The following is a 22232-nucleotide window of genomic DNA, read 5'->3' as shown; positions in this document are numbered from 1 at the left end:
CGCATGCCTGACATCATCGAATTCCCCCTGCCCGCCTCGTCGGACGACCCCCACTGGCGGGCCTACTGCCGCCTCGGAGACGAGTACAACCATGAGCTGATCGGCACGACCGAGTGGGACGAGACCCCCACGGACGCGCTCATCCAGGCCGCCGCCGAGACCGACCACACGCAGTGCCGCTACCTGGCGTACGTCGACGGCGAGGCGGTTGGCTACGCCCGCGTCCTGATCAACCACGTCGACGACCCTGACGCGGCCGCCCTCAACGTCTACGTCCACCCGCGGCACCGCGGACGGGGCCACGGCCGCGCGCTGGCCGACAGGCTCGTCCAGGACACCACCGGCAAGACCCGGTTCGAGACCTGGCCCATGACCCCGCCGCCCGTTCCCGGTGCACGGGTCCTCACCCCCTCGAGCGGGGCCGGCGCGGTCCCGGCCGACCACCCCGGGGTGCGCCTCGCCCAGTCCTACGGGTTCTCCCTCGGCCAGGTCGAGCGGGTGAGCCGGTACGACGTCGCCACGCCCGCCGTCGACCCGGCCGAGGCCCTCGGCGAGGCCGAGCGCGTCTCCGCGGACTACGAGGTGCACGCCTGGGAGGGCCCCGCGGACGAGACCCTGCGGGCCGACCTCGCCGTGCTCAAGGCGCGCATGTCCATGGACGTGCCCGCCGGGGACCTGACCGTGGCCGAGCAGACCTGGGACGCGGAGCGGGTGCGGCGCATGGAGGAGCAGATCCTGCTGACCGGGCGCCTCTTCCGGGCGGTGGCGCGTCACCGCGGCACCGGCCGGATCGTGGGTCTGAACGAGCTGGTGGCGCCGCGCTCGCGGACGAGCGGCGCCGTCGACCAGTGGGACACCATCGTGCTGCCCGAGCACCGCGGCCACCGGCTGGGGATGCGCGTGAAGGCCGCGAACGTGGTCGCGCTGCGCGAGGCCATGCCCGAGGCCCGCGCGATCATCACCTGGAACGCCGAGGAGAACCGGCCCATGCTGGACGTCAACGAGGCCCTCGGCTTCCGGCCGATCCTCGTGGAGGCGGCGATGGAGGCGACGGCGCCGCTGCGACGCCCGGCCACCCCCGCGAATCGACTGCAGAAGTGACCCGTATGACGCCCTCATCGGACCCCAGAAGGGTCATTTCCGCAGGGGATCCCCCGGCGCCGACGCGCACCCTCGAGGAGATCTGGCCGCCCTACGGGCTCGTCGTGGAGTCCGGCGACCTCCGGATGACCGCGCTGCGCGAGGCCGACGTGCCGGAGGTGCTGGACGTGGTGGCGGGCGGGATCCATCACCCGTCCTGGACGCCCTTCCTCTTCCCGTGGACGGACGCCCCGGCGGAGGAGATGCCCGCGAACTACCTGCGGTTCTTCGCCTCCACCCTCACCCGCACCGTGGACGGCGGCGTGAGCCTCGAGCTCGTGGTGCGGCGGAACGGCCGGGTGGTCGGGATGCAGGGCCTGAACGGTCCCGACGTCGCCGGCACCCGCCGCCTGGAGACCGGCTCCTGGCTGGGCCTGCCGTTCCAAGGCCAGGGGCTGGGCACTCGGATGCGGCGCATGATGTGCGCGCTCGCGTTCGACGGCCTGGGCCTCGACGCCGTCACCTCCTCCGCGTGGGAGGACAACGCCGCCTCCCGGCGGGTCAGCGAGAAGGTCGGCTACCGGGAGACCGGCCGCGGCGAGGCTGAGCGTCGCGGGGTGCCGACCGGCGAGGTGTTCTTCGAGCTGCGGCCCGGGGGATTCGTCCGCGGGGACGAGCCGGTGCGGATCACGGGAGCCGAGGAGCTGCGACGGTTCCTCGGTGTGGCTATCGGCTGAGGGGGGCCGCCGTCGTCCCCCGCCCCGCGCGCGGCGACTCTCACACCGATCTGTCAGGAACAGCGGCATTGCCCTCCCCCGCCGTGCTTGGTGGACTTCCCTCCACACTCCCAACACCCCCCCTCGGACCCCATCCCGGCCGAGAAACCCCCTGTGAGGACGACATGACCACCTCAGCCCCCCTCTCCCCCACCACCGCACCCGACGACGCCGGCCCCGACGGCGGCTCCCGCCTGATCCTGGTGACCGGCGCCAGCGGGTACGTCGGCGGCCGCCTGGTCCCCAAGCTCCTCGACGCCGGCCACCGCGTCCGCACCACCCGCCGCGACCAGTCCAAGGACCAGCCGTGGTGGTCCGAGCGGGTCGAGACAGTCACCATGGACGTGAACGACGCCGACCAGGTCCGGGCCGCCTGCGAGGGCGTCGACGTCGTCTACTACCTCGTGCACGGCATGGGCGGGGACGACTTCATGGAGAAGGACCGCGAGGCGGCCCGCATCATGCGGGACGCCGCGGACGAGGCCGGCGTCGAGCGCATCGTCTACCTCTCCGGCCTGATCCCCGAGGAGGCGCCCCGCGAGGAGCTCTCCGACCACCTGGCCTCCCGCCTGGAGGTGGAGGAGATCCTCAGCCAGGCGCAGGCCGGCGTGATCACCCTGCGCGCGGCGGTGCTGATGGGAAGCGGCTCCACCTCCTTCGAGGTCATCCGCCAGATCAGCGAGCGCATGCCCCTGCAGACCGTGCCGACCTGGATGGACCACCTCGTCCAGCCCATCGCGATCGTGGACGCGCTCGAGGCCCTGGTGGCCTCCGCCGACGTCGACTCCCCCACCCGCAGCTACGACATCGGCGGCCCCGAGCAGCTGCGCTACCCCGAGCTGCTCTCCCGCTACGCCGAGCTGGCCGGCCTCACCCGGCCCCAGGTGGACGTCCCGCTGCTGCCGACAAAGCTGGTGAGCGTCCTCGCCGGGCGCATGACGGACGTGCCCGCCCCCGTGGTGGAAGCCCTCCTCGACAGCCTGCACCACGACATGGTCTGCCAGGAGCAGGACTTCGTGCGGGACCTGCTGCCGGAGGGCTACGAGCTGATGGGCCTGGACGAGTCGATCCGCCGGTCCCTGGCGGACCCGCGGGAGACCGAGCCCGCGGACCCGGACGCGGCCGATCCGATGGGCCCGATGCCCCACGACCCCTCCTGGGCCGGCGGCGGGGACCAGTCCCTGCTCCAGCGCGCCGCCGAGACCGCCCGTGACGTGCTGCCCGGCAGGGACTGACCGGGCGGCCAGTGGTGGGCGCGTCGTCGGCGTCCCTGCTTGACTGGCTCGACGGCGATCCACTCCCACCCCCGCTTCGTCGAACCCCGGTGACGGCCGGCCGGCCGCCACCCACCACGCCTGAGGAGGGCACCATGACCGACCAGAAGAACCCCGAGATGAAGAACTCCGACGCCCCGGGCGACCAGGACCAGGCCGCCCAGCAGGGGCCCGCCGAGGTCGACGGCCTCGCCGAGAAGGCCGAGCAGGCCGAGACGGAGACCGAGAAGAACGACGACGGCGGCTACGGCCACTGACCCCCGTCCCCACCGACCACGCCCCGGGTGCCGAGCGCATCCGGGGCGTCGTCGCGCCCTAGGAGCTCGCCCTCCCCGAGTACGGCGACCCCTCGCGGCCGCAGCGCGCACCCCGTCCGAGCATCTGTCGCAAGCTCGAGTGGGGCGACGGGCTCTTCTGGCTGGCCGAGGAGCGGGGCCGGCTGGGCGGCACGGTCATGGCCGGCCACGACGGTCACCGCGGCTGGATCTACTCCCTGGCCGTCCGCCCGGACCTTCGGACGCGGGGTGGGGGCACCGCTCTGGTGGCGCACGCGGAGCAGGAGCTGACCCGGCCACGCCACGGCGACGCCGTCATGCAGTTCCTCACCGAGCGGAGCGACGGCCGCCCCACCCTCGGCCCGGCCTCGCTCTACGCCACGTTGAAGAAGCTCAGGGACGCTGGGTTCATCGAGGAGCTCGACGGCGGCGACGCCCGCCGCGGCCAGCGGCTGCCCGGATTCTCCCTGGCCGCCCACGGCTGGCGCTTCGAGGACGCCGAGCCCGAGGACGTCATCTTCGACATGTCCTACGAGACCGACCCCGACGACGACTACTTCGACCTCTTCCGGGCCGCCGGATGGACGCCCGTGCTCACCTACGGCCACATCCACTTCTTCAAGGCCACCCCGGGCACCGCCCCCGTCCACACCGGCACGGAGTCACGACTCGAGGAGGCACTCGACAACCGCTCCCTGTTCCTGCGGTACACCGCAGTGACGCTCGCCGCCGTGCTCCTGGTCGTGCTGGTGATGACGGCCGCCGACTGGCCTCGCGCGGCGATGATGGCGGCCGCGACGCTGAGTGCGGTGGCCCTGGTGTACACGAGTTTCCCGCTCGTCGGCTATCACCGCCAGGTGCAGCGGCTGCGTCACATGTCCGCGGTCTCATGACACCTCACCCCACCGCCCGCGGGCCGCACCCCTGGCCACCCCGAGATGCACGCACGCTACGTTCCCTGCATAGCTGACACAGGGTCGAGACGGGTGTTCCTCGTGGTCATGGCGGTGCTGGTCATCCTGGGAGGTGCGTTCCTCGTGTCCTTCACGAGCTTCGAGTGGCGCGGTCTGCTCGGCTGGGGGCTCCAGCTTCTCGGACTGGCCCTGCTCATGGTCGGAGCGGGAATGGGCAGGACGACGGCCCGAATCGGGCGCCGATGACCACCGCACCCGCCGAGGCGGAGCACACCGCCGTCGTCGACCCGCCGGCCGGCTACCGGGTGCTGGGGTGGGCGCTGGTGTTCGTCACGGCGCTCCCGCTGCTGAAGCCGGAACTGCGGTCGCCGGGCTGCCTGGCGATCGGCGCCGCGAGCCTCGGGCTGGTCGCGTGGCTGGTTCACGCGGCGTTCCTGCGGGCCCGCATCGAGCTGACGGTGGACCCGACCGCCGGCGTGCTCCGCCTCCGCGCGCCGCTGTACTCGCGTGAGGTGCCGCTGGGTCCGCTCGCCACGGTGGAGGTCCAGGACGACGTCGGCCCGGGCGTCTCCTTCGTCAACTGGTCGGTGACCGGGCGTGCCCGCTCCCGCCGCGGCGTGCGGATCGACCTCGGCGGCACCGCCGCGCTGGTCCTCACGACGCACGAGGGGCAGCGGTTCACCGTGGTGACCCCGGATGCCGCCACCGCCGCGGAGCTGCAGGCGATGGTGGTCCAGGCGGCCCGGGAGCACACGACCGCCTGAAACCCCAGCACCCCCCGTCGACTGCGGAAGTGACCCTTATGACGCCCGGAACCGCCCTCAGAAGGGTCACTTCGGCAGTGGATTCCCGGCCGCCGCTCGCACGGCCGCGGTCGACTTCCCCGCACCGGTGACCCCGTAGGACAGGATGCGGCGGGCTCGGCTGACGTCGTCGAAGGAGGCGGAGGGCATGGGTCGATGGGAGCGGCTGTGACACCAAGGCGTGGATCACGTACAACGCGACGGGAAATCATGGCACTGGCGGGAACGCCGCCGCGACGAACGGCGTTGACGGCTCTCCACGGGACCCTTGTTCCCGCCCCGGGCCCCGGATAGTCTTGCCTTCCACCTCCTCCTCGAACCGATCTGGAGAACATCACCCCCATGCGTGCCGGCTCCCCAGCCGACCCTGGTGACAGTCCCCGTGTCACCCCCCGTTCCGCCGCCTCCCGCCACCACGCCGAGGCCGCGCCGCACCGCGAGGGGGTGACGAGCGCATGGACCCCCTCCTCCTGCTGATCCTGGGCACCCTGGTGATCCTGGTGATCATCGCGGCCAACGGCTTCTTCGTGGCCCAGGAGTTCGCGTACATGTCCGTGGACCGGCTGCAGCTGCAGGCAGCGGCCGACGACGGCGACGCGGCCGCCGCCCGCGCCCTCCAGGTCACCCGGCGCACCTCCTTCATGCTCTCCGGCGCCCAGCTGGGCATCACCGTGACCGGCCTGCTGGTGGGCTACGTGGCCGAGCCGATGGTTGGCCGGGCCGTCACCGAGCTCCTCGGCGGCACACAGCTCCCCACCGGAGTCGTCATGGCCGCCTCCACCCTGGGGGTGCTGGCCGCCGCCACCGTGGTGCAGATGATCGTCGGCGAGCTCTACCCGAAGAACCTCGCCATCGCGAACCCCGGACCGCTCGCCCGCGCCCTGGCCCGCCCCACGAAGCTGTACCTGGCGGCCTTCGGCTGGCTGATCTGGGTGTTCGACCGCTCCGCCGAGGGGCTGCTGCGGCTGCTGCGCATCGAGCCCGTGCACGACGTCGACTCGACCGCCACTGCTGAGGACCTGGACCGGATCGTCCTGGACTCGCGGGACTCCGGCAGCCTGCCGGCCGACCTGTCCGTGCTGATCGACCGCGTCCTGGACTTCCCGGAGCGGGATGTGGAGCACGCGATGGTGCCCCGCTCCCGCGTGGACGAGATCGCCCCGGAGATCAGCGTGGGGCAGGTCCGAGAGCTCATGGCCCACGGCCACACCCGCTACCCGGTGGTCTCCGAGGAGCACGAGCCCCTCGGCGTCGTCCACCTCACGGACGTGCTGGCCCGCGGCCGCGACCGCCAGGCGCCCGTCACGGCCCTCATGCGCCCGCCCGTGGTGCTGTCCACGCTCATGCCACTGCCATCCGCCGCGCAGGAGCTGGACGCCTCCGGCCAGGAGCTGGCGTGCGTGGTGGACGAGTTCGGCGGGTTCGTCGGCGTCCTCACCGTGGAGGACCTCGCCGAGGAGCTCGTGGGCGAGCTCACCGACGAGCACGACGCCGAGGTCACCGAGGAGATCGACCCCGAGGGCGAGGACGTCTGGTCCCTCGACGGCGACGTCCCCCTCGACGAACTCGAGCGGACCGTCGGCCACCCCCTCCCCGAGGGGGACGTGGAGACCGCCGCCGGACTCGTGATCGCCGCCCTCGGCCGCCTGCCCGAGGAGCGCGAGACCCTCCGCGTCCCGCTACCCGAGGACCCCCGCGACTTCGGTTCGGACGAGATCCCCGACCGCGCGCTCGAGATCGAGGTGCTCCAAGTCGACCGCCACGTGCCCTCCCGCCTGCGCGCGCGCCTCGTGGAGCAGCCCCGCACCGGCAGCACCGCCGCCGGACACCCCCGCACGGACGCGCCGAAGGAGGCCGACCGATGATGACCGACCCCCTCGTCGTGGTCCTGGCGACCGCCGCCCTGATCGTCCTCAGCGCCCTGTTTGTGATCGTCGAGTTCTCCCTGCTTGGAGCGCGCCGCCACCGCCTGGAGGCCTACGCCGGCCGCAGCCGGGCCGCGCGCGCCGCGCTCAAGGGCATCGACGAGCTGACCCTCATGCTCGCCGGTGCCCAGCTGGGCATCACCCTGTGCACCTTCGCCCTCGGTGCGGTCACCAAGCCCGCCGTGGACGCCTGGCTCGGCCCGCTCCTCACGGGCTGGGGCGTGCCCGCCGCCGTCGCCGGGACGGCCTCGTTCGTCCTCTCCCTACTGGCCGTGACGTTCCTCCACCTGGTGGTGGGTGAGATGGCGCCCAAGTCCTGGGCCATCGCCCACCCCGAGACCGCCGCGAAGGCGGTGTCCCTGCCCGCGCGGGCGTTCGTGTGGGCCGTGCGCCCGCTGCTGCTGTTCGCCAACGTGGTGGCCAACCGCCTCGTGGCGTGGAGCGGCGTGACCCCCGTGGACCGCGCCGCCGCCGGCGGCTACGACGCCGCCACCATCCGCCAGCTCGTGGAGCACTCCGCGGAGGCCGGCACCCTGGATCGGCAGGAGCACACTGCGCTCTCCGGCGCCCTGGACCTGGGGACCCGCACCCTCGATGCCGTGCTCCCCCGGGACCAACGCCCTGTGGCCGTGGCCGCCGGCGCGGACGTCGCCGCGGTGCAGGCTGCCGCCGTCGAGTCCGGCCACCTGCGGATCCTGGTCCGCGGCGCGGGCGAGGCGGGAGGTGCCGCCGCCGACCCGGCCGCGCTGCCCGGCGTCGTGCACGTCCGGGACACGCTCCTGATGGACGCCGCGGACCCCGTGGCGCCCGTGGTGCAGCCGTCGCTCGCGCTGCCCCACACCATGCCCCTCCACGAGGCGCTCGCCGAGATGCGCCGGGCCAGCCGCCAGCTCGTGGCCGTGACCCGAGACGGCCGGTTCGTGGGGGTCGTCACCCTGACGGACGTGCTGCGCGGGGTGATGCCGCGCTCGGCCTGAGACCGGCAGAGGGCCTGCGGCGCCGACGCCGCAGGCCCTCCCCCGGGCATCCGCCGAGGAGCCGCCCACCGGGCGGAAGGCTCACCTCTGCTCGGGCAGCACGTACCGTCCGGTCTTGTCCGTGGCCAGAGCCAGCGAGCTGATGTACTGCCTGTCCCCGTCGGGTCCGGGCACGGCGGAGGCGAGCATGTCCGGGCGCTCGAACTCGAGCCCGGTCACATGGCACGTCAGCCGGTCGGCGGCGGGGTTGCCGTCGGCGTCGAGCATCGGCAGGTCGATGCCGTCGTCGGTCCGCCGGAGGTAGTAGCGGCCACGGGTGGCCACGGCGAGGACCGGCGGGAGCACCAGGGCGATGCCCACGGCGAAGATCGGTGAGAACGGCTGCACCGTGGGGCCGAAGGCGCCGAAGAAGATCGCGATCGAGATGCCGGCCGACACCAGCATGGACACGAAGCCCACGGGGTTCACGGCGTAGAGCATGCCGCGGCGGAACTCCGGCACCTTGGGGGAGATCTTCAAGAGGTACTTGTTGATCGCGATGTCCGAGGCCACGGTGACGATCCACGCCATGGCGCAGTTCGCGTAGAAGCCGAGCACCGTGTTCAGGAAGTCGAACATGTTCGCCTCCATGAGCACCAGGGCGATGCCGAGGTTCACGAGGACGAACACCATGCGTCCCGGGTAGTGCTTCGTGATGCGGGTGAAGCTGTTCGTCCAGGCGAGGGAGCCGGAGTAGGCGTTCGTCACGTTGATCTTGATCTGGGAGATCACCACGAGGACGACCGCCAGGACCATGGCCAGCCACGCCGGCATCATCTCGCGGTACACGCCCAGGAACTGGTGGACGGGCTGGTCGGCGTTCGCGGACGCCAGGGGGTCCAGGCCCGCAAGCAGGTAGACGGCGATGAACAGGCCGGTGATCTGCTTCACCGCACCGAAGATGACCCATCCCGGGCCGGCCAGGATGACGGCGCCCCACCAGGACCTGGCGTTGGCCGCGGTCTTCGGGGGCATGAAGCGCAGGTAGTCGATCTGCTCGGCGATCTGGGCCATCAGTGACAGGCAGACGCCGGCGGCGAGCATGACGGCGGCGAAGCTCGGGCGGCCGTCGCCGGACTCGCCCTGGTACTCGAGGAAGGAGCTGACCGACTCCGGATGCGTCGCCACGAGGTACACCATCGGGACGACCATGAGGACCAGCCACAGCGGCGTCGTCCACACCTGGAGCTTGGTCAGCGTCCTCATGCCGTAGATGACCAGCGGGATCACCATGATCGTGGAGATCGCGTAGCCGGCCCACAGCGGGATCCCCAGCCCCAGGTACAGGCCCTGCGCCATGATCGCGCCCTCGAGGGCGAAGAAGATGAAGGTGAAGGTCGCGAAGATGATGTTCGTGACCACGGACCCGTAGTAACCGAAGCCGGATCCGCGGGTGATCAGGTCCAGGTCGATGTTGTACCGGGCTGCGTAGTAGGCCAGGGGGAACCCGGTGGTGAAGATGATCACAGCGGCGACGAGGATCCCGAGGATCGCGTTCACGGTGCCGTGTGCCATGCCGATGCTCGCGCCGATGGAGAAGTCCGCCAGATACGCGATGCCGCCCAGGGCGCTGGTGGCCACCACGCCCGGTCCCCACTGACGGTAGGAGCGGGGGGCGAACCGGAGGGTGTAGTCCTCCAGGCTCTCCCTTGCTGCGCTCATGGCGTCGCTCGGCGCCGCCGGCCCACCCGGCACGTGGCTCCCCTCCGCCCGGTTCGCCGGCTCGATCCGGCTCGGTGTTGTGTTCACTGACATGACGGCCCTTCTGTTCGACGGACTTCCTTGACGCCTGCGTCCCGCTCAACGTAGGTGCAGCGCATGAAGGGGTCATTCGAGGGCCGTTTCCACCGTGTGACGGATTCGGGCGCAGCGTTTCGCCGCGGTGTCGTCTCTAGTACTTGCGCAGGGCGAGCGGCGGCTGACCGCACCACAGGGCCCTCAGCTGCGCGGCGACGTCCGCGAGCACACGTCCCACGTCGCCCGTGGAGTCGCCCAGCACGCGCAGCACGAGGCCCGGCACCGCGAGGGACGTCACCGCCGCGAGCGCGGGCCCGGCGCAGGCCCGGGCGGCCGCCTCTGCGCAGGCCCGCACGGCCGCCAGGACCTCCTCGTCCGCACGAGGGTCCACGACGACGAGCGACCCGACGTGGCTGTGCCCCTCCAGGACGCCGACGCCGGAGACGCCCCACTCGGGACGGATCAGCAGGTTGTCCAGCAGCACCGGCCTGCCCTGCATCATGACGAGGGTGCGCAGCTGCACCTCCGAGTAGGAGAACCGCTCTCCCCCGGGATCCCACCCCGGGGTCACGATCTCCGTCAGGCACATGCTGGACGTCGGGTGCAGGTCCACCACCGTGTCCTGGACGTACTCCGCGTCCCGGTAGGCGATGAGCTGGTCCGGCACCGTCTCGAGCCGTGCCCCCGCCCCGAGGCGGAGACGGGTCCGCTGGACCGCCGGCCCCTGCGGGGTGCGGTACACCTTGGTGGCGGACTGGGTCGTGAGGAGCAGGGAGGCGCCGTCCTCGACCCTGACGTCCATCTCGTACCGGTCCGCGCCGAGGTACCCGCCACCGGGGTTCACGACGACGAAGCACACCTGCCCGGAGTCGTCGAGCCGATGCGGACGGAGCACGCGGAGCGCCCCCTCGTGGAACTGCTCGACCGCGACCGAGCGGCCCCCGCGCTGGCCGATGCGCAGCGCGAGCCGCCCCGTGCACGCAGCACCGGTCCCCTCCGGTTCGGCATCCGGGCCCGCCGACGGTCCGGCAGCCGTCACCGGCCCTCCAGGTCCAGCATCAGGACGTCGTGGCGGATCCAGTCCAGGACGGTGTCGAGCCCCTCGTCCGTCTTGAGGTTGGTGAAGCAGAACGGCCTGTCCCCCCGGAAGGACCTGGAGTCCGCCGCCATGACCGCGAGGTCGGCGCCCACGTGCGGGGCGAGGTCCGTCTTGTTGATGATGAACAGGTCGGACTTGATCATGCCCTGCCCGGCCTTGCGGGGGATCTTCTCGCCCTGGGCCACGTCGATCACGTAGATGGAGAAGTCCGCGAGCTCCGGGCTGAACGTGGCCGAGAGGTTGTCGCCGCCGGACTCGACGAACACCACCTGGAGATCGGGATGCCGGTCGATCAGCTCCTCGATCGCGGCGTGGTTCATGGACGTGTCCTCGCGGATGGCGGTGTGCGGGCATCCGCCGGTCTCGATCCCGACGATCCGGTCCTCGGGCAGGACGGAGGTCCGGGCCAGGATCTTGGCGTCCTCGATCGTGTAGATGTCGTTCGTGACCGCCGCCATCGAGATCTCGTGGGAGACGGCGCGCGTGATGCGCTCGACGAGCTGCGTCTTCCCGGCTCCGACCGGACCTCCGATGCCGATGATGACCGGATGGCTCATGTGGGGTTCCCTTCTAGCTCATGAACAGGCGGGCATGCTGATGCTCATGCCGCATCTGTGCGATCTCGAGTCCCGGCGCGGTCGCGCCGAAGTGTCGTGGTTCGAGGGCCATGGCCCGGCGGACGGACTCCTCGACGCGCGGACGGCACCGCGTCAGCACGCGCTGACCTGCCGCCTGGCCGAGCGGCACGGCGCGGACGGCGTTCTGGACGAGGGACGTCAGGGTGCTCCACGCATAGGCACGCAGCAGGACCTCCAGGGGCACGCCGAGGTCCCGGCCCACCAGGGCGAACGCGAGGCAGAAGTGGCCGTCGCAGCGTCCCTCGTCCACCTGGTCCCGGTAGGCGGCCACCGCCGGGCCGCCGAAGCCGTCCCGGGAGAGCTCGAGGAGCCGGCGGCCCGTCTTGACGCTGGCCTGCCGGATCTCCCGCGGCACGAGGGCCGCGGTCAGCAGCGCGTCCATCTCCGCGGGCGTGTCCGCCACCCCTGGAAGGTCGCCGTACAGGACCCGGACCACCAGTGCGTCGGTCGTGGTCAGCTGGGTGTCGAGGTAGGCGTCGAGCCAGTCCGCGAGCCCGTGCTCCTCCGTCACGGCCCCGGAGTGCAGGTAGCCCTCCAGGCCGTAGGAGTGGCTGAAGGCCCCCGTGGGCAGCGCCGAGTCCGTCAGCTGCAGCAACGCGGTGAACCAGGACGGGGCCCCGGCGTCCGGCCACGCTTCGTGCGGCGGCTCCGGAGCCGCCGGCGCCGCGCCTCGGCTCAATGTGTGTGCTCCGCATGCCGGAAGGGGACGGGCATCACCCGTTCCTGGCGGTCATGGGGCACCCCGCGCGCCACGAGGAAGTCCGCCACGGTGTGGTCGTACTGGACCACCATGACCTCGGCGCCGTACTCGCTGTCCGCCCCGAAGAACTGGGCCTGCAGGTGCCGGTTGCCCAGGGCGTGGGCGGTGGCACCCATCTCCTCGATGGACCGGGGCGCGATCACGAGGACGTCGGTGGGCTCCACGCCGACGACGACGATCCCCGTCTCGTCCCGCAGCAGCACGTCGCCGTCGCGCAGGTCCGCGGAGCCCGGCGGCAGCCGGATGCCGAGCTCCCGGCCGTGGTCGGTGACCACACGCTGGACGCGCTTGACCAGCGCGGCGCTCGGCAGGACCACGGTCTCGCGGTGACAGGCATCGAGCTCGCGGCGCTCCTCGGCGGGGGCGTCGTGGAGATTGGTGAGGACGGCGTCGATGATCATGGGGTCTCGTCTCAGAACAGGAAGTAGCGCTGGGCCAGGGGGACGGTGTGCACGGGGTCGCAGGTGACCGCCTCGCCGTCGACCGTCACCTCGTAGGTCTGCGGGTCCACCTCGATCCGGGGGGTCTCACCGTTGTGCCGCAGGTCCTCCTTGCGGACGGAGCGGCAGCCGTGCACGGCCCGGACCTCCTTGGCCAGGCCGAGCCGCGCCGGCACTCCGGCGTCGAGGGCGGCCCGGGAGAGGAACGTGATCGACGACGAGGCCACGGCGGACCCGTGCGCCGCGAACGCGTGCCGCATCAGCTGCGGCTGCGGCGTGGGGATGGACGCACTGGGATCCCCCATCACCGAGGCGGCGATCTGCCCGCCCTTGATCACCACGTCCGGCTTGACGCCGAAGAAGGCGGGGTCCCACAGGACGAGGTCGGCGAACTTGCCCGCCTCCACCGAGCCGACGGAGTCCGCGATCCCCTGGGCGAGGGCGGGGTTGATCGTGTACTTGGCGATGTACCGCTTGATGCGTGCGTTGTCCCCGCGGCCGTCCCCGGGCAGGGGGCCCCGGCGCGCCTTCATCGCGTGGGCCAGCTGCCACGTGCGGCTGATCACCTCCGCCACGCGGCCCATGGCCTGCGAGTCCGAGGACATGATCGAGAACACCCCCAGGTCGTGGAGCACGTCCTCGGCGGCGATCGTCTCCGGACGGATGCGGGAGTCGGCGAACGCCACGTCCTCCGGGATGTCCGGGTTCAGATGGTGGCAGACCATCAGCATGTCGAGATGTTCCTCGGCCGTGTTGCGGGTGAACGGGATGGTCGGGTTCGTCGAGGAGGGAAGCACGTGGGAGAGCCCGGCCATCCGGATGATGTCCGGGGCGTGGCCGCCGCCGGCACCCTCGGTGTGGAACGTGTGGATGACGCGGCCGTCGATGGCCGCGATCGTGTCCTCCACGAACCCGCACTCGTTCAGTGTGTCCGTGTGGATGGCCACCTGGATGTCCATCGCGTCCGCCACCGTCAGGGCGGTGTCGATCGCCGCGGTGGTGGCACCCCAGTCCTCGTGGATCTTCAGCCCCACGGCCCCGGCCCGGACCTGCTCCTCCAGGGGAGCGACGGCGCTCGCGTGCCCCTTGCCCAGCAGACCGATGTTCATGGGCCACGCCTCGGCGGCCTGCAGCATGCGTCCGATGTGCCAGGGGCCCGGCGTGACCGTCGTCGCCTTCGTCCCCTCGGCCGGCCCTGTGCCCCCGCCGATCATCGTGGTGACGCCGGACATCAGGGCGGCGGGGATCTGGTCGGGGCTGATGAAGTGGATGTGCGTGTCGATGCCGCCGGCCGTCAGGATCCGGTGCTCTCCGGCGATGACCTCCGTGCAGGCGCCGATCGTGATGTCCACACCGTCCTGCAGCTGCGGGTTGCCGGCCTTGCCGATGCGCTGGATGTGCCCGTCCCGCAGGGCGACGTCCGCCTTGTAGACGCCCGTGTGGTCCAGGATCAGTGCGTTGGTGATCACCGTGTCCGGGATGCCCTCCTCACGGACCACGCGGCCGTTGTGTCCCATGCCGTCCCGGATCACCTTGCCCCCACCGAAGACCACCTCCTCTCCGGGGACCGTGAGGTCGGCCTCGACCTCGGCGAACAGCTCCGTGTCGCCGAGTCGGACGAGGTCGCCTGTGGTGGGGCCGTAGAGGTCGGTGTACTCGCGCCGACTGAGCTCGAAGCTCATCGTCCCGTCCCCTCTCCGGAGCGCGTCGGCTCCCCGGTCGCGGCCTCGGGCCGGCCGCTCCCGGTGGCGGGGTCGAGCGGTCCGTCGATCGCGTTGCGCAGGCCGTAGACCTCTCGGCGCCCGCCGAGGGGGATGAGGTGGACGGTCTTCGGGTCCCCGGGCTCGAAGCGCGCCGCGGTACCGGAGGGGATGTCCAGCCGGCGCCCCCGGGCCGCGTCCCGGTCGAACTGCAGGGCGGGGTTCGCCTCGGCGAAGTGGAAGTGGGATCCGACCTGCACGGGACGGTCCCCGGTGTTCGTGACGTCGAGCGCGAGGGACTCCCGTCCGGCGTTGCACACCACGGGTTCGGGGCTCAGGACCAGTTCACCGGGGATCATGGGCACCTCTCAGCAATGGGGCGGGTCAGCGGATCGGGTCGTGGACGGTGACGAGCTTCGTCCCGTCCGGGAACGTGGCCTCGACCTGGACGTCGTGGATCATCTCGGGGACCCCCTCCATGACGTCCTCCCGGGTGAGGATGCGGGTGCCGTGGCTCATGAGGTCGGCCACGGTCCGGCCGTCTCGGGCCCCCTCCATGAGCTCGTAGGTGAGGACGGCGACCGCCTCCGGGTGGTTCAGCTTCAGCCCGCGTGCCTGGCGGCGGCGGGCCAGGTCCGCGGCCACGACGATGAGCAGCTTCTCCTGCTCTCGGGGCATCAGGCGCATGGGGGCTCCTCCGTTCCGTCGGCACGGGGTGTGCCGGGGCGCCGTCGCGATCCGCGCGCCCGCCGGGCGGGGCGTGGCCGGTCGCGGCAGCTGGACCGAGACTAGGGGCACCGTGTTACGGCGGCGTTATCCCCGCGTATGCGATCGATGACGTCGCAGGTCAGAGCCCCCTCCCCACGATCGGCCACCGGACCCGGCCGGGGGGCCGTGCCGGGCTCGCGGATCCGCGGTTCGCCCCGCCAGGTCCGGCACGTCCGGAACCCGTCCATCGACCCGGTGCATGGGGGCGGGCATGCGCCCAGGCTAGACCCGCGCGACCGCCCGCACCGGTGCCCCGTCCGCGCCGCCGAGCGGGAGGGGCAGGGCGGTGAGGGCGACGCTCGTGACGGACGCCGGCAGGTCGGCGAGCCCACGGAGGTTCTCGATGACGAGGCGGTCGGCTCCGAGCAGCGCCTCGTGCACCGGCAGGGGCGCGGACCCCTCGGGGGCGGTCTCGTCCGGGTTGAGGGTGTCCACCCCCAGCACGTCGACCCCGCGGTCCCGCAGGCGCTCCCCCACCGGGCCGTCGAGGAACGGGTGGTCGAGGTAGGCGGCGTCGCCCCAGAACCGGTCCCAGCCCGTGACGAGCAGGACGATCCGGGCGTCGTCGGGCAGCGCGGCCAGCTGATCCTTTAGCCGTGCCAGGCCGATCCGCTCCCGCGGTGCGAGCCCGGGCACGCGCAACAGGTGCGCCCGGCCGATCAGGCGGGCCACGTCGACGTCGTCCATCATCCGCCCGCCGGCCACCGTGTGGCTGGGGGCGTCCACGTGGGTGCCCGAGTGGGACCCCATGGTCACCGAGGTGACGGCGAACCCGTCGGCGTCGATCCGGGCGGCCGGGGCGAGCCGGATCTGCGGGTCGCCCGGGAACACCGTCCCGCCCGAGGTCAGACGGTGGCTGAGGTCCACCAGCCGCGCGCCCTCCTCACGGACGCTCATGGCCCACCACGTCCGCCAGGTGCTGCGACCGCGCGTCCGGGGCCTCCCGGATGCCAGCGACCTTCGTCCACGCCCAGTACAGCAGCGCGGCCACGGCGAACGTCGGCAGGGCCGCGCCCACCGGGGTCGGGGTGACGAAGTAGAACAGCAGGTACGCGACCGCGCCCAGGATCCAGACCAGCAGCGCGCCGAGGTTCCAGCCTCCGCGGAACCAGTAGGTACCGCCGGAGTGGAGCAGGATGTCCGCCCGGTAGACCCGCCGGCGCGCCACGTAGTAGTCCACGATCATGACGGCGAACACGGGGATGAAGAGGGCGCCGATCAGGGAGAGGAAGGCGGTGAACCGGTCGAGCAGGCCCAGCCATGTCGCCCCGATCACGCCCACCGCGCCCAGGACCAGCGCGGTCGGCACGAACGGCAGCGGCCGGGTGCGCGGCAGCGCGTGGCGCACGGACTCCGTCATCCCGTACATGACCATCGTGTTGGTGGCCATCACCGAGAGGAACATGGCGATCGCCACCGGCGCTCCGAAAGACCCGATGAGCAGGGTCGGGTCGAAGGGCAGGATCTCACCGCCCTCGAGGAGGACGAACGACGCCGCCGTCAGGCCGAGGGCCATCGAGACGACGGTGGACACCGTGTAGCCCACGCCGGCGCCGACCGCGCCACCGGCCTGGGTGCGAGCGGACCGCGTCAGGTCGGCGGAGAGCACGGTCCAGGAGATGGCCGTGGCGAAGACGATGTCGAACACGGTGATGCCGTCGTACCCGGCCGGGTCGGCGGGGATGGCCAGGTACTCCGCGGGCGCATGGGAGCCGAAGGCGGTTATGAAGATCCACGCCATGATCCCGAGGATGACCACGGCGAACAGCGGCTCCACCTTCGCGATCCCCTCATGCCCGAAGATCGCGAGACTCACCACCAGCGCCTGGCAGAGCGCGGAGAAGAGCGCCGGGTTCGAGAACCCGGTCCCCTGCTCCACGAGCGCGTTGAGGGAGATGCCGGCCAGCATGGCCTGCACCCAGGACCACCCCATCAGGATGACCACGTTGGCCACGGCGGGGACGATCGAGCCACGCAGGCCGAAGGACCCGCGGGTCAGGGCCATGGTGTGCAGCCCGGTGCGCACGCCCATGACCGCCACCAGGGTGAGGACGATCGCACCCAGGACCGTGCCGAGGACGATCCAACCCAGGGCCTCGGCGAACGGCACCCCCGGCACGAAGAGCGTGCCGGTCAGCAGGGTGGTGACCACCAGGTTGGCCGCCAGCCAGATCAGTCCGATGCGCAGACCGCCCAGGGCGCCCCGCACGGGCGGGTCGGCCATCTCGTCGGACGAGGGAGCAGAGGGCACGGCGCCGGTCGCGCCCGCGGCGGTGCTCATCGGGCGTCCTCCCCGTCGGTCGCCTCGGCCTCAGCGGGCACCGGGGAGAGGTGCTCATGCACGGCGGTCAGTCGCCCGTCCCGGCGCTCGAAGACGATCGTCTCGCGCTCGCGGTACGTCTCACGGCGACCGTCCTGCTCGGCGGTGGTCTCCAGCTCGTGAAAAAAGACCCCGCTGTCCCGGCCGATCGGCTGCACATGGGTGGTGAGAGAACGGCAGTCGATGACGCGCCACCCCGACGCGCGCAGCTCCCGCCACGCCGAGCGCCAGGCGTCCCGGCCGAGGAGCACCTCCCGGTCCGTGTGGAAGGCGAAACTGCACTCCGGGGCGAACCCGGAGAAGTACCGTTCCTCGTCGTTGGACCGGAACGCGTCCACGATCGCCGCCGCGGCGTCCGTGATCTCCTGCTGGAGCTGATCTGACATGGGGCCTCCTGGACACACGGGGATGTGCGGCACAGTCCACTCCCAGATGCCCCATCCGTCAACTATCCGACCCGCCCCCGTTACCCTTCCCCCATGCCCACCGACACGGTCGCCGCGCTCGACGCCTTCCCCCTCACTCCCCTGCGGGACGACCGCCTCGACGAGGCCGCCCTCCAGCGAATCATCCAACGCCTGGCCGCCGCCGGCGTGAGCGCCATCACCGTGCTCGGCTCCACCGGTGCCGGCGCCTACCTGGACTGCGCGGAGCGGACGCGCGTGGTGCGCCTCGCCGTCGACGCCGTCGGGGAGGTCCCCGCGCACGCCGGGGTGAGCGCACTGCGCACGGCCCACGCCCTCGCCTTCGCCGAGGACGCCGCCGCGGCCGGAGCGCGGGGGCTGCTCCTGGCGCCGCAGTCCTATCAGCCCCTCACCGACGACGGCGTCGCCGGCCTCTACACGGACGTGATCGCCGCCACGGAGCTGCCCGTGGTCGTCTACGACAACCCGACCACCACGCGCTTCACGTTCAGCACCGCCCTCTAGGCACGTGTGGCGGGGCTGACCGCCGGCTGCGACACCTGGTTCTCCGTGATCGCCGGGACCCTGCCGGAGCCCGCGACGCGCCCCTGACCTGCGCATGCTCGCGGCCTGCCGCTAGCGTGGCCCCATGGCATCCCTCTCCGCCACAGCCCAGCCCATCGGCCGCTCCGCGCCCGACCTACACCGCCGCCTGCTGCTGTCCGGGATCCTCTTCGGCGTGGGCGTGGCCGCCTTCGTCGATGAGACGGTCCTCCACCAGCTCCTGCACTGGCACCACTTCTACGACCGCTCCACCACGGCTGTCGGGCTCGTCTCGGACGGGCTCTTCCACGCGTTCGGCTGGTTCGCCGCCGTGGCCGGACTGTTCCTCTTCGCGGACGTGCGCCGTCGGGGCGGACCGGGCGTGAGCCGCTGGTGGCCGGCCGTGCTGATCGGCGCCGGCGCGTTCCAGGCCTGGGACGGGACCGTCCAGCACAAGCTGATGAAGATCCACCAGATCCGGTACGAGGTGATCCCCACGGAGCTGCGGGGCACCGGCCCGTACCCGCCCGTGGAGAACATCCTCGTGTACGACCTCGTGTGGATGGCCCTCGCCCTCGCCTTCCTGGTGATCGGCGTCCTGGTGTGGCGGCGCGGCTCCCGGCAGGCCGCGGCGACCGCCCGTGCATGAGCACGGCCTCGGCGGCGAGTTCGGGGCCGAGGCGGCGAGCGCCCCGTTCCCGCTGGCCGGCGTCGTCCTCGGCGGCGGACTGCTGCTCTTCCTCGTCGCGTACGTGGTGCTCGTGCGCGCCGGACGACGCCGGGGCCGCGCCTGGTCCGACGCGCGCACCCTGAGCGCGGCGGCGGGGGTGGTGGCCGGCGTCGTGGCGGTGGGGCCGCTGGGGGTGGCCGGCCACCACGACTTCACGGCCCACATGTGGGGGCACCTGCTGCTGGGCATGCTGGCCCCGCTGCTGCTGGTGCTCTCCGCGCCCGTGACCGTGGCCCTGCGGGGCCTGCCCGTGGGGGCCGCGCGGCGGCTGTCCCGGGTGCTGTCCACGCCGTACGTGCGGGTGGTGTCCCATCCGGTGGTGGCCGCGGTGCTGAACATCGGCGGGCTGTGGCTGCTCTACACCACGCCGGTGCACGGATGGATGCACGCCTCCGCGGTGGGGCACCTGGTCGTGCACCTGCACGTCCTGCTGGCCGGGTGGGTCTTCACCGCGGCGATGCTGCAGGTGGACCCGGCGCCGCATCCGCACGGGCACCCGCTGCGGGCCGGAGTGCTGGTGGGCTTCCTGGCGCTGCACGCCATCCTCTCGAAGCACATCTACGCGCACCCGCCGGCGGGTGTCGGGGCGGCGGAGGCCCAGGAGGGCGCCCAGCTCATGTACTACGGGGGCGACTACATCGACCTGCTGCTGATCGTGCTGCTGTGCCTCGACTGGTACCGGCGCACGGCGCCGGAGCGGTCCGGGCGGGTGGGGCGCGGGGATTCCGTCGCGCGGGCGACGTGACGGGCCGGCCCCCTCGACCAGACCTCGGACTGTGTGCAGGACCGTGTCCTCAGGACGCGGTCCGGCGCGGAACGGGCGGTCTCACCGGCGCAGCACCGGATCCCCCGACGCTGCCGTCCGCCCTGCTCTCGCGCGGAGCCGACGGCTGCAGCACCATCACGAACAGCGCGATCGCGCCGAGCCCCGGGATCAGGCCCAGGAGCATCCAGATGGGGGTGAGGCCGGCGTCGCTCAGGCGGCGGGCCGTGAGGGACAGCATGGGGACGATGTGCAGCAGGCCGAGGACACCGGAGACGTCGTGGTAGATCGCGGTCATCCAATCCAGGGGCGGGAAGGTGAGGCCGGTGACCCCGACGGCGGGCAACGCGAACCACGGGGCGCCGGGCGCCGACGTCTCCGCCCCGAGGAGCTCGAACAGCACGGTGACCACGATGCTCAGCAGGAACAGGTGCAGCACGGCCCACCAGAACTCCGCGCGTCCGGCTCGGCCGCCGAACTGCGCGTAGCGCCCGTAGAAGCGGCCCACGGCCCGCAGGAACGTCATGACCGAACTCTGGCGCATGGCGGGCGCCACGTCGAGCCCCTGCCGCGCGTGTCCGCACCCCTCGGTATCCTGGCACCCATGCCCTCACCCCGTGGCTGGCAGGCCCAGCACGACGCCGACTACCGCGCCCACTGGCGTGAGCTTGCCGCCCGCGAGGACCCCGACGCGCTCACGTGGGTGGTGCTGGGCGACTCGGCCGCCGTCGGGATCGGGGCCGAGTCCGTGGAGCGCACCTACGTGGCGCAGGTGGCCGAGCGGGTCGCCGTGGAGACCGGCCGGCCCGTGCGTGTGGTGAACCTCGCCGTCAGCGGGGCCATGGCCAAGGACGTGCTCGCCGACCAGGTGCCCCGGCTGCCGGCGAGCGGCGTGGACGCGGTGACCTGCGTCGTCGGCGGCAACGACGTCACGTGGGCCTGGCGGTTCCACGAGGCCGCGTTCGAGGAACCGCTCGATCGGATCGCCCGCGCGCTGCCCGCCGGTGCCATGCTCGGCCTGGTGCCGACATTCCGGATCCCGCCGTTCGAGGCGCGGGTGCGCCGGGCGAACACGGTGGTGCGGCGGGTGGCCGCGCGGCACGGGCTCGGCGTGGCCGACGTGCACACGGCCACGCGGCGGAGGAATCTGAAGCACCAGGTCAGCCGCCTTGCGCGCGACCTGTTCCATCCCAACGGCGCCGGCTACGAGGACTGGGCCGCAGCGATCACCCCGGGGGTGCTCCGGCAGGTGAGGGGCCGGGCGCTCCGCTGATCTGCGCGGCTGCGGAGCGTCACAGGGCAGGAGCCCCTGCGTCCTTGGTATCGGTGAGAAACCCCCTCAGCAGGGCAGCCGTGGCCGCGAGGTGATCGGCCATCTCCCGGCGAGCGCGAGCTCCGTCCCCAGCCAGCACCGCATCGACGATGGCTGCGTGCTGACGGTGCGAATGGGTGATGTTGGGCCCCAACAGGGGAATGCAGTCCAAGAGGCCAGAGACCCGCGCACGTGTCTCCGTTACCGCGGCCACCAGGGACTGGCTTGCCGTCAGTTCGGCAATCGCCACGTGCAGCTGCGCGTCCGCCGCTCGGTAGGCGCCCTCGTCCGCCTGCTCCGCACGCTCCAGGTAGGCCAGCAGGTGCGAGCGGGCGGCTGAGTCGAGCTCTCGGCCCGCCGCGAGCTCCGCCGCACCCGGCTCCAGGACTGACCGCAGAGCCAGGACATCTGCGCACGCCCCGGGGTCGAGCACCCCCCGGCCGCCGGGCTGCGCTACAGGCTGTTGCCGAACAAAGACACCGCCATAGCGCCCCCGGCGGGACTCGAGGTAGCCGATGGACCGCAGTTCCTGGAGCGCGTTGCGCAGAGTGGAGCGGGATATCCCCAGATACTCCGCCAGTTCCCGTTCGGGCGGCAGCTTCTGCCCCGCACGCAGCGCTCCTCCCGTGATCGCCTGCAGCAGGCGCTCCATTGTCTCCTCGAAGGCGTTGCCGGACCGAACCGGTTGCAGCCCCGAATACGGGCTCCCGAAGCCCATAGCTCCTCCCGCCTACCTGGGGACACGCCCTGCGCATGCCACACATGATTCCCAGTCTGCCGCGAAGTCTTCGTACTCGTCGTTCTAGGGCGTGTTGCTCAAGGGTAGTAGCGGGCCAGTGCAGTGTCGCGGCGAGGCTGAGCCCGGCGTGGTAGTTCCGGGCGTACTTGTCCGAGCGCATCGCGATCCCTCGCCACTGCTTGAGCCGGTTGAAGCACCGCTCCACGACATTGCGTC

General features: G+C 72.1%; 27 protein-coding genes and 1 pseudogene. 13 read left to right on the top strand and 15 right to left on the bottom strand.

Annotated elements, in window-relative coordinates; translation table 11 throughout:
* Positions 1 to 3 precede the first annotated feature (3 nt).
* From MA879_RS10890 to MA879_RS10860, 7 genes are all read left to right on the top strand, one after another.
* On the top strand, positions 4 to 1101 hold the full coding sequence (locus tag MA879_RS10890) for a GNAT family N-acetyltransferase (RefSeq protein WP_248126316.1): 1098 nt from the start codon (positions 4 to 6) through the stop codon (positions 1099 to 1101).
* Between the two features lie 104 nt (positions 1102 to 1205).
* Positions 1206 to 1817, top strand: coding sequence for a GNAT family N-acetyltransferase (locus MA879_RS10885; RefSeq protein WP_248126314.1), 612 nt, complete (start codon positions 1206 to 1208; stop codon positions 1815 to 1817).
* Between the two features lie 164 nt (positions 1818 to 1981).
* Positions 1982 to 3091, top strand: a complete 1110-nt coding sequence (locus tag MA879_RS10880; protein WP_248126310.1) for an NAD(P)H-binding protein — start codon at positions 1982 to 1984, stop codon at positions 3089 to 3091.
* Between the two features lie 134 nt (positions 3092 to 3225).
* Positions 3226 to 3387: a hypothetical protein gene (locus MA879_RS10875; RefSeq protein ID WP_248126307.1), complete on the top strand. Its 162-nt coding sequence runs from the start codon at positions 3226 to 3228 to the stop codon at positions 3385 to 3387.
* A 122-nt stretch (positions 3388 to 3509) separates the two neighbouring features.
* Positions 3510 to 4298: a GNAT family N-acetyltransferase gene (locus MA879_RS10870; RefSeq protein WP_335342054.1), complete on the top strand. Its 789-nt coding sequence runs from the start codon at positions 3510 to 3512 to the stop codon at positions 4296 to 4298.
* Positions 4299 to 4391: 93 nt separating this feature from the next.
* Positions 4392 to 4565, top strand: coding sequence for a hypothetical protein (locus MA879_RS10865; protein WP_248126304.1), 174 nt, complete (start codon positions 4392 to 4394; stop codon positions 4563 to 4565).
* Positions 4562 to 5083 carry a hypothetical protein gene (locus MA879_RS10860; RefSeq protein ID WP_248126301.1) on the top strand — a complete coding sequence of 174 codons (522 nt, stop codon included), beginning with the start codon at positions 4562 to 4564 and terminating at the stop codon, positions 5081 to 5083. Before MA879_RS10865 ends, MA879_RS10860 begins: the two co-directional genes overlap by 4 nt.
* 66 nt (positions 5084 to 5149) lie before the next feature.
* On the opposite strand, the gene MA879_RS12460 is transcribed toward MA879_RS10860, so the two are convergent.
* Positions 5150 to 5272, bottom strand: coding sequence for a hypothetical protein (locus MA879_RS12460; RefSeq protein ID WP_282447846.1), 123 nt, complete (start codon positions 5270 to 5272; stop codon positions 5150 to 5152).
* A 305-nt stretch (positions 5273 to 5577) separates the two neighbouring features.
* Here MA879_RS12460 and MA879_RS10855 point away from each other — a divergent pair, with 305 nt between their 5' ends.
* Entirely contained in the window at positions 5578 to 6987 is a 1410-nt protein-coding gene (locus tag MA879_RS10855) for a hemolysin family protein (RefSeq protein ID WP_248126298.1), read from the top strand.
* A complete protein-coding gene (locus tag MA879_RS10850; protein WP_248126332.1) occupies positions 6987 to 8024 on the top strand; it encodes a CNNM domain-containing protein in 1038 nt (345 codons plus the stop codon). Before MA879_RS10855 ends, MA879_RS10850 begins: the two co-directional genes overlap by 1 nt.
* A gap of 81 nt (positions 8025 to 8105) precedes the next feature.
* On the opposite strand, the gene MA879_RS10845 is transcribed toward MA879_RS10850, so the two are convergent.
* The 11 genes from MA879_RS10845 to MA879_RS10795 all read right to left on the bottom strand — a co-directional run bounded on the left by MA879_RS10845 (position 8106) and on the right by MA879_RS10795 (position 17911).
* Positions 8106 to 9725, bottom strand: coding sequence for a purine-cytosine permease family protein (locus tag MA879_RS10845; RefSeq protein WP_248126294.1), 1620 nt, complete (start codon positions 9723 to 9725; stop codon positions 8106 to 8108).
* Between the two features lie 229 nt (positions 9726 to 9954).
* Positions 9955 to 10839, bottom strand: a complete 885-nt coding sequence (locus tag MA879_RS10840; RefSeq protein WP_248126291.1) for an urease accessory protein UreD — start codon at positions 10837 to 10839, stop codon at positions 9955 to 9957.
* Positions 10836 to 11456: an urease accessory protein UreG gene (gene ureG / locus MA879_RS10835; RefSeq protein WP_248126288.1), complete on the bottom strand. Its 621-nt coding sequence runs from the start codon at positions 11454 to 11456 to the stop codon at positions 10836 to 10838. The genes MA879_RS10840 and ureG overlap by 4 nt, the downstream gene beginning before the upstream one ends.
* 13 nt (positions 11457 to 11469) lie before the next feature.
* Complete coding sequence (locus MA879_RS10830) at positions 11470 to 12132, bottom strand: urease accessory protein UreF (protein ID WP_248126285.1); 663 nt, start codon at positions 12130 to 12132, stop codon at positions 11470 to 11472.
* A gap of 80 nt (positions 12133 to 12212) precedes the next feature.
* Positions 12213 to 12698 (bottom strand): urease accessory protein UreE, encoded by a 486-nt coding sequence (gene ureE / locus MA879_RS10825; RefSeq protein WP_248126282.1) that lies wholly within the window; start codon positions 12696 to 12698, stop codon positions 12213 to 12215.
* 11 nt (positions 12699 to 12709) lie between these two features.
* Positions 12710 to 14419 carry an urease subunit alpha gene (ureC, locus tag MA879_RS10820; RefSeq protein WP_248126279.1) on the bottom strand — a complete coding sequence of 570 codons (1710 nt, stop codon included), beginning with the start codon at positions 14417 to 14419 and terminating at the stop codon, positions 12710 to 12712.
* Positions 14416 to 14796: an urease subunit beta gene (locus tag MA879_RS10815; protein WP_248126276.1), complete on the bottom strand. Its 381-nt coding sequence runs from the start codon at positions 14794 to 14796 to the stop codon at positions 14416 to 14418. Before MA879_RS10815 ends, ureC begins: the two co-directional genes overlap by 4 nt.
* A gap of 25 nt (positions 14797 to 14821) precedes the next feature.
* The gene (locus tag MA879_RS10810; RefSeq protein WP_248126273.1) at positions 14822 to 15124 is read right to left on the bottom strand and encodes an urease subunit gamma; all 303 of its coding nucleotides are present in this window, start codon (positions 15122 to 15124) and stop codon (positions 14822 to 14824) included.
* A 303-nt stretch (positions 15125 to 15427) separates the two neighbouring features.
* A complete protein-coding gene (locus tag MA879_RS10805) occupies positions 15428 to 16102 on the bottom strand; it encodes a cyclase family protein (protein ID WP_248126270.1) in 675 nt (224 codons plus the stop codon).
* Positions 16089 to 17486 carry a purine-cytosine permease family protein gene (locus MA879_RS10800; RefSeq protein WP_248126267.1) on the bottom strand — a complete coding sequence of 466 codons (1398 nt, stop codon included), beginning with the start codon at positions 17484 to 17486 and terminating at the stop codon, positions 16089 to 16091. Before MA879_RS10800 ends, MA879_RS10805 begins: the two co-directional genes overlap by 14 nt.
* Positions 17483 to 17911, bottom strand: a complete 429-nt coding sequence (locus MA879_RS10795) for a nuclear transport factor 2 family protein (protein WP_248126264.1) — start codon at positions 17909 to 17911, stop codon at positions 17483 to 17485. The genes MA879_RS10800 and MA879_RS10795 overlap by 4 nt, the downstream gene beginning before the upstream one ends.
* A gap of 93 nt (positions 17912 to 18004) precedes the next feature.
* Between MA879_RS10795 and MA879_RS10790 the strand changes: the two genes are divergently transcribed.
* From MA879_RS10790 to MA879_RS10780, 3 genes are all read left to right on the top strand, one after another.
* A complete protein-coding gene (locus tag MA879_RS10790; RefSeq protein ID WP_335342053.1) occupies positions 18005 to 18454 on the top strand; it encodes a dihydrodipicolinate synthase family protein in 450 nt (149 codons plus the stop codon).
* Between the two features lie 124 nt (positions 18455 to 18578).
* Positions 18579 to 19121: a DUF2243 domain-containing protein gene (locus tag MA879_RS10785; protein WP_248126261.1), complete on the top strand. Its 543-nt coding sequence runs from the start codon at positions 18579 to 18581 to the stop codon at positions 19119 to 19121.
* Positions 19114 to 19947, top strand: a complete 834-nt coding sequence (locus MA879_RS10780) for a cytochrome c oxidase assembly protein (RefSeq protein WP_248126258.1) — start codon at positions 19114 to 19116, stop codon at positions 19945 to 19947. Before MA879_RS10785 ends, MA879_RS10780 begins: the two co-directional genes overlap by 8 nt.
* 49 nt (positions 19948 to 19996) lie before the next feature.
* Here MA879_RS10780 and MA879_RS10775 read toward each other — a convergent pair whose 3' ends face one another.
* The gene (locus MA879_RS10775; RefSeq protein WP_248126255.1) at positions 19997 to 20491 is read right to left on the bottom strand and encodes a DUF805 domain-containing protein; all 495 of its coding nucleotides are present in this window, start codon (positions 20489 to 20491) and stop codon (positions 19997 to 19999) included.
* A 78-nt stretch (positions 20492 to 20569) separates the two neighbouring features.
* Here MA879_RS10775 and MA879_RS10770 point away from each other — a divergent pair, with 78 nt between their 5' ends.
* A complete protein-coding gene (locus MA879_RS10770; protein WP_248126252.1) occupies positions 20570 to 21238 on the top strand; it encodes an SGNH/GDSL hydrolase family protein in 669 nt (222 codons plus the stop codon).
* Between the two features lie 19 nt (positions 21239 to 21257).
* Here the strand turns inward: MA879_RS10770 and MA879_RS10765 are convergent, their stop codons facing one another.
* Both MA879_RS10765 and MA879_RS10760 read right to left on the bottom strand, forming a co-directional pair.
* Positions 21258 to 21929, bottom strand: a complete 672-nt coding sequence (locus MA879_RS10765) for a FadR/GntR family transcriptional regulator (protein WP_248126248.1) — start codon at positions 21927 to 21929, stop codon at positions 21258 to 21260.
* A gap of 184 nt (positions 21930 to 22113) precedes the next feature.
* Positions 22114 to 22232 (bottom strand): annotated as a pseudogene (locus tag MA879_RS10760) (IS5-like element ISMt1 family transposase); the annotation flags it as partial.

The sequence above is a fragment of the Micrococcus lacusdianchii genome, assembly GCF_023155805.1.
Lineage (GTDB): Bacteria > Actinomycetota > Actinomycetes > Actinomycetales > Micrococcaceae > Micrococcus > Micrococcus lacusdianchii.
This window is presented reverse-complemented; position numbering and strand designations above follow the sequence as displayed.